The following is a 6375-nucleotide window of genomic DNA, read 5'->3' as shown; positions in this document are numbered from 1 at the left end:
GGCCAGGGATGGCCCATGACGGCGGCCCACGGTCCAAAGCCGGAGTGAGGGCACACCGAGCCTAAGCGAGGTGCCGAGTGGTGGGGCAAGAGCGTTTTGCTTACTTTTGCGCTTTTCAAAAGTGAGCCGCTGTAAGAGCGGAACCCATATCAGCCGTTACCAAAAAAACGGATATGTACTCCGAGCCAAAAGCCGGAACCCATTTCAACACCTCTTATGGTCATTTATGGAAAAGTCAAAGTATCGAAAAGCAGGATTGGCCCTGGTGTTGACCGTCGCAGCGGGCCTGATTATCTACACCGTGCAGGCCCCCGCAGACGCGCCGCAATACCTGACCGCCATCGCCGAGCGCAGTGACATCGAAAACGCCGTCCTGGCCACCGGCCTGCTCGAAGGCGTCAAGCAGGTCGATGTCGGCGCCCAGGTTTCCGGCCAACTCAAATCCCTGAAGGTCAAGGTCGGCGACAAGGTCAAGAAGGGCCAATGGCTGGCCGAAATCGACCCGTTGATCCTGCAGAACACCCTGCGCAAAGCCCAGGTCGACGAAGAAAACCTCCAGGCCCAACGCCGCGCCACTGCGGCGCAACTCAAGGAAACCAAATCCGTCTACGAACGCTATCAGGGCCTGCAAGAGGACGAATCCGTGTCCCGCCAGGACTTCGAAACCGCCGAGTCCAATTACGAGGTACAGCGCGCCAACCTGATGTCCCTCGACGCCCAGATCAAAAGCGCCCACATCCAGATCGACACCGCCAAGATCAACCTGGCCTACACCCGCATCGTCGCGCCAATCGACGGCGATGTAGTGGGCATCGTCACCCAGGAAGGCCAGACCGTGATCGCCAGCCAACTGGCACCGGTGCTGCTCAAACTCGCCGACCTGGACACCATGACCGTCAAGGCCCAGGTCTCCGAAGCGGACGTGATCCACATCAGTCCGGGCCAGCAGGTGTATTTCACCATCCTCGGCGAGGCCGACAAACGCTACTACGCCAAATTGCGCGGCACCGAACCCGCCCCGCAGAATTTCCTCGAAACCCAGACCGCCGGCACCCCCAAGCAAAACACCGCGGTGTTCTACAACGCGCTGTTCGACGTACCCAACCCCGACCACCGCCTGCGCATCGCCATGACCGCCCAGGTGCGCATCGTGCTCGACACCGCCAAGGCTGCACTGACCGTGCCGGTGGCCGCACTCGGCCCGCGCAATGCCGATGGCAGCTTCCCGGTGCGGGTGCTGGACGCCAAGGGCAAGGCCAACACGCGGCAGGTGCAGACCGGCATCAACAACAACGTCAAGGTGCAGATCCTCGATGGCCTGGCCGAAGGCGACAAGGTGGTGATCGGCGACCCATCGCCTGCCGTGGCGGGGGGCTGATTGATGACTCAGCCACTGCTGGAGCTTAAAGGCATCGTGCGCAGTTTCATGGCCGGTGACCGCGAATTCATTGCGCTCAAGGGCATCGACCTGACCATCCACGCCGGGGAAATGGTCGCGATCACCGGGGCCTCGGGTTCGGGTAAATCCACCCTGATGAACATTCTCGGCGGCCTCGACTACGCCACCGCCGGCAGCTACAAGATCAATGGCATCGAAACCCGCACCCTGGGGGATGAGCAACTGGCCGAGCTGCGCCGCGACTACTTCGGTTTTATCTTTCAGCGTTACCACTTGCTCGCGCACCTGAGCGCGTTGCACAACGTGGAAATGCCGGCGATTTATGCCGGTACGCCGGAAACCGCCAGGCACAGTCGCGCCGGGGAATTGCTGGCACGCCTGGGGTTGTCGGGGCATTTGACCCATCGCCCGAGCCAGCTGTCCGGCGGCCAGCAACAGCGCGTGAGTATCGCCCGGGCCTTGATGAACGGCGGCGAAGTGATCCTCGCCGACGAACCCACCGGCGCCCTCGACACCCACAGCGGCAAGGAGGTGATGCGCATCCTGGCCGAGCTGCACGCCGCCGGGCACACGGTGATCATCGTTACCCACGACCCGAAAGTCGCGGCCAATGCCCAGCGGATCATTGAGGTGCGCGATGGCGAGATTGTCAGTGACCGCGCCAATCAGAGTGTCGGCCTCGACCTGCCCACCGAAGCGCCCATCGAGCCCAAGCGCAGCGGTGCGCGCAAGTTGGTGGCGAGCCTCGGGCTGTTCAAGGAGGCCTTCAACATGGCCTGGGTCGCGCTGATTTCCCATCGCATGCGCACCTTGCTGACCATGCTCGGCATTGTCATCGGCATCACCTCGGTGGTATCGATCTCGGCCATCGGCGAAGGCGCCAAGCGCTATGTGCTCAAGGACATCCAGGCCATTGGCAGTAACACCATTGATATCTTTCCCGGCAAGAGTTTTGGTGACAGCCGTGCGTCAGCCATCGAGACGTTGTTGCCGTCGGATGTGGATGCGCTGAACCAGCTGTATTACGTCGACAGCGCCACGCCGGTGGTGGGGCGCAACCTGTTGCTGCGTTACGGCAATATCGACCTGGACGCCCAGGTCAATGGGGTCAGCGATCGCTATTTCCAGGTCAAGGGCCTGAAGCTCGAAGCCGGAATTACCTTCAGCGAAAGCGACGCCCGGCGCCAGGCCCAGGTGGTGGTGATCGACCACAACGCGCGCCATCGGCTGTTCGCGCCCGGCGTGGATCCGTTGGGCCAGGTGATCCTGGTGGGCAACCTGCCCTGCACCGTGATCGGGGTGACGGCCGACAACAAAAACATGTTCGCCGCCAGCAAGGCGTTGAACGTGTGGGTGCCGTACGAGACGGCAGCGGGGCGGCTGTTGGGCCAGCGTCATCTGGACAGCATCACGGTGCGCATCAAGGACGGCCAGCCGAGCAAGGTGGTGGAAGAGAACGTCACCAAGCTGATGTTGCAACGTCACGGCACCAAGGACTTCTTTACCAACAACCTCGACAGCATCATGCAGACGGTGCAGAAAACCAGCCGTTCCCTGGCGTTGCTGCTGTCGTTGATTGCAGTGATTTCGTTGCTGGTGGGCGGCATCGGAGTGATGAATATCATGCTGGTGTCGGTGACCGAACGCACCCGCGAAATCGGGATTCGCATGGCAGTGGGCGCGCGGCAATCGGATATTCGCCAACAGTTCCTGGTGGAAGCGGTGATGGTCTGCCTGATTGGCGGGATGATCGGCATCTCGCTGTCATTCGCCATCGGCTATCTGTTTTCGTTGTTTGTGAAAGAGTGGGAAATGGTGTTTTCCCTGGGCTCGGTGGTGACGGCGTTTGCGTGTTCAACGTTGATCGGGATTGTGTTCGGGTTTGTGCCGGCGCGGAATGCGGCGCGGTTGGATCCGATTGAAGCCCTGGCCCGGGATTAGGCCGGGAAGAGATCAAAAAATGTGGGAGCGGGCTTGCTCGCAAATGCACTGGATCAGTCACACATGTATTGACTGGCACTGCGCATTCGCGAGCAAGCCCGCTCCCACATTTGTTCCTCGGTGTTCTAGAGAGTGGCGTTTTCTTCTGTGGAATACATCCACCGCATCAATGAATGCCGGCCACTGATGCCCATTTTGATCGCTGCCCGCTTGAGGTAGCTCTCGATGGTATTGACCTTCAGTGCCAACTGCTCCGCCAGTTCCGGCGCGGTACGCCCGGCCAGCAGCCCCACGCACACCTCAAGCTCCCGGCTGGACAGGGCCAGCCCCGATTGCGCGAGGCGCTCTTCAAAGCGCCGGCGCAAGGTGTCGATGCCTTGTTGCTGCGGCGCTTCGCTGTCCGGACCGCTGGGTTGCAGGGCGCTGATGTGTTTTTCAACCATCGGCAGCAGCAGGGAGGAGAAGTCTTGCAGGATGATCCGCTCCTGCTGGGAAAAACTTTCGCAGGGGTTGGAGCGATACACCGACAGCACGTAGCTGACGTCATCCTTGCGCCGGGTCAGGTGCAGTTGTGCGGCGGCCTGGGCCTCTGCCTGCCCTGGCAGCGGGTCGGTGTACACCGGGCTGATCCCCGTCATTCGCGAACTGCCTGCCTTGCGCGGTGAACTCACAGGCATTTGCGTGATGTGCGTGGCGTCGACCGCCAGTTGGGTGAGGATCAGGTCATGCAGCATGCGCGGGAAATGTCGGCTGCCGGTGCTGGCGATGACTTTGCCAATGTGGGGGAACAGGTGTGAGTTCATCATTTCATCCATGAGTTTCAATGAGGGCGGCGTACAGGGCAGTGATCTCCATGACTGCCGCCTCGTATGCTAGTACAGGCTTTCGCAAACGGGCCAATGAATGGATCAAATTTTTTGCGGTGCAGGGCGCAACGGGAGAAGCCCGACCTTTTCAGGCCGGGCTATTGATAAACGTCGCGCCTGCCTGTGAATTTACTTCAAGCGTGATGAACGTTGTGTTGCACCGCCCGGGATTTCGGTTTTACGGCACAGGCCTGCAGGGCTTGGGCAACGTCGGCCAGCAGGTCGGCGACATCCTCAAGGCCCGCCGAGAGTCGCACCAGCCCTTCGGAAATCCCGTGGTGGGCGCGCTGCTCCGGGGTGTAGGTGGAATGGGTCATGCTGGCCGGGTGCTGGGCCAGTGACTCGGCGTCCCCCAGGCTCACGGCCCGGGTGAACAGCTTGAGGGCGTTCATGAAGCGTCGGCCCATGTCGATGCCGCCCTTGAGTTCAAACGCGATCATGCCGCCGGATTGTTTCATCTGCCGCGCGGCCAGTTCGTATTGGGGGAAGGAGCGCAGGCCGGGGTAGGTCACCCATTCCACCAGGGGATGGGCCTGCAAGGCTTCGGCGATGGCCAGGGCGTTGCTGCAATGGCGGTCCATGCGCAGGGCCAGGGTCTTGAGGCCGCGCATCAGCAGGGCGGCGTCCTGGGGTGACATCACCGCACCGGTCAGGTCCTTGAGCCCTTGCAGGCGAATGCGCTGGGCCAGGGCCTGGCTGCTGACGGCGATGCCGGCGGTGATATCGCCGTGGCCACTGAGGTATTTGGTGGCCGAGTGCACCACCACGTCGGCGCCCATTTCCAGCGGGCGTTGCAGGTAGGGCGTGCAGTAGGTGTTGTCCACCACCACGGTGATCCCGGGTTGCCGGTGGGCGATCTCGGCGACGGCGGCGATGTCCACCAGTTGCAGGTTGGGGTTGGCCGGGGTTTCGAAGTAGATCATGCGCGTGGCCGGGTTGATGGCCTCGCTCATGGCGTTCAGGTCGGTGAGGTCGACGTGGCGCACCTTGATGCCGAACTCGCCGATGCCGTGGTGCAGCAGGGCGAAGGTGCAGCCGTAGAGGGTCTGGCTGACGATGATTTCGTCACCGGGGCGCAGCAGGGTCCAGAACGTCGCGGCAATTGCGCCCATGCCGGAGCTGAAGGCGACGGCGGCTTCGCCGTTTTCCAGGGTGGCCATGCGCGATTCCAGCAGGGCCAGGGTGGGGTTGGAGATGCGGGTGTAGAAGTGTCCGCTCTCTTCGCCGGCGAAGCAGGCGGCTCCGTATTCGGCGGTGGGGAAGGCGAAGGTTGCCGACAGGTAGATGGGCGGCACGAGGGCGCCGTGGTGGTCCTGGGGGTCATAGCCGTGATGGATGGCGCGGGTGGAAAAGCCGAACGTGTTGTGTTTATTTTTCATGGTCGGACGCTCCTTATTTCCTACAATGCTATGCTTATAACGGCGGCTGAACGTTCCATAGTTTGCTGGGAAAAGCCGGTAGATTGGGATGAAAAACAATAAATACGACGTTTTGAGGCAAGATATGCCCATGCATCTGGATCGGACTGACAAGGCACTTTTAAACGCCTTGCAGGGTAATGCGCGGTTGACGGTGGCGGAGTTGGCGGAGCGGGTGTCGCTGACCACTTCGCCGTGTTGGCGGCGGGTGAAGAACCTTGAGGACAGCGGGGTGATCGGCGGTTATCAGGCGATCCTGTCGCCCAAGGCGCTGGGGTATGGGGTGACGGCGTTTGTCAGCATCATGATGGATACGCACTCCCGGGAAGTTGCCCGGGCGTTTGAGCAAAGGTTGCTGGAGATTCCCGAGATTGTGGCGTGTCATAACGTTTCGGGGCGGTATGATTTTTTGTTGGAAGTGGTGGCGAAGGATCTGGAGTCGTTTGGGGAGTTTGCGCGGGAGGTGTTGCAGGGGTTGCCGTGTGTTAAGGAGATTTACTCGAGTTTTTCTTATAAGTCGGTGCGGCCGTTGCGGGTGATTCCTTTGCCGGAGTGATGGTGTACATATCCGTTTCTTCGGTAACGGCGGATTATGGTTCCGCTCTTACAGCGGGTCACTTTTGGCAAACGCCCGGAATGCCGGCCCAGCCAAAAGTAACCAAAAGGTCTTTGCCCCACCACTCGGTGCCTCGCCTAGGCTCGGCATGCCCGCACTCCGGCCCGGTTCCGCGGGCCGCCGCGACGGGCCATC

5 protein-coding genes are annotated in these 6375 nt (G+C 61.2%); 3 read left to right on the top strand and 2 right to left on the bottom strand.

Annotated elements, in window-relative coordinates:
• Positions 1-226: 226 nt before the first annotated feature.
• The gene (macA, locus tag HX801_RS26480) at positions 227-1378 is read left to right on the top strand and encodes a macrolide transporter subunit MacA (protein ID WP_177023015.1); all 1152 of its coding nucleotides are present in this window, start codon (positions 227-229) and stop codon (positions 1376-1378) included.
• 3 nt (positions 1379-1381) lie between these two features.
• Positions 1382-3340 (top strand): MacB family efflux pump subunit, encoded by a 1959-nt coding sequence (locus tag HX801_RS26475; protein ID WP_003212489.1) that lies wholly within the window; start codon positions 1382-1384, stop codon positions 3338-3340.
• A 125-nt stretch (positions 3341-3465) separates the two neighbouring features.
• Here HX801_RS26475 and HX801_RS26470 read toward each other — a convergent pair whose 3' ends face one another.
• Positions 3466-4155, bottom strand: a complete 690-nt coding sequence (locus HX801_RS26470; RefSeq protein WP_177023014.1) for a helix-turn-helix transcriptional regulator — start codon at positions 4153-4155, stop codon at positions 3466-3468.
• A 185-nt stretch (positions 4156-4340) separates the two neighbouring features.
• Entirely contained in the window at positions 4341-5585 is a 1245-nt protein-coding gene (locus HX801_RS26465) for a methionine gamma-lyase (RefSeq protein WP_102606506.1), read from the bottom strand.
• 124 nt (positions 5586-5709) lie between these two features.
• On the opposite strand from HX801_RS26465, the gene HX801_RS26460 reads away from it, so the two are divergent.
• Positions 5710-6180, top strand: a complete 471-nt coding sequence (locus HX801_RS26460; protein WP_008430161.1) for an Lrp/AsnC family transcriptional regulator — start codon at positions 5710-5712, stop codon at positions 6178-6180.
• Positions 6181-6375: the final 195 nt, after the last annotated feature.

Source organism: Pseudomonas sp. G1002 (genome assembly GCF_013385455.1).
Taxonomy (GTDB): domain Bacteria; phylum Pseudomonadota; class Gammaproteobacteria; order Pseudomonadales; family Pseudomonadaceae; genus Aquipseudomonas.
The sequence above is the reverse complement of the archived record's forward strand: the minus strand, read 5'-3'. Positions and strand labels throughout refer to the sequence as shown.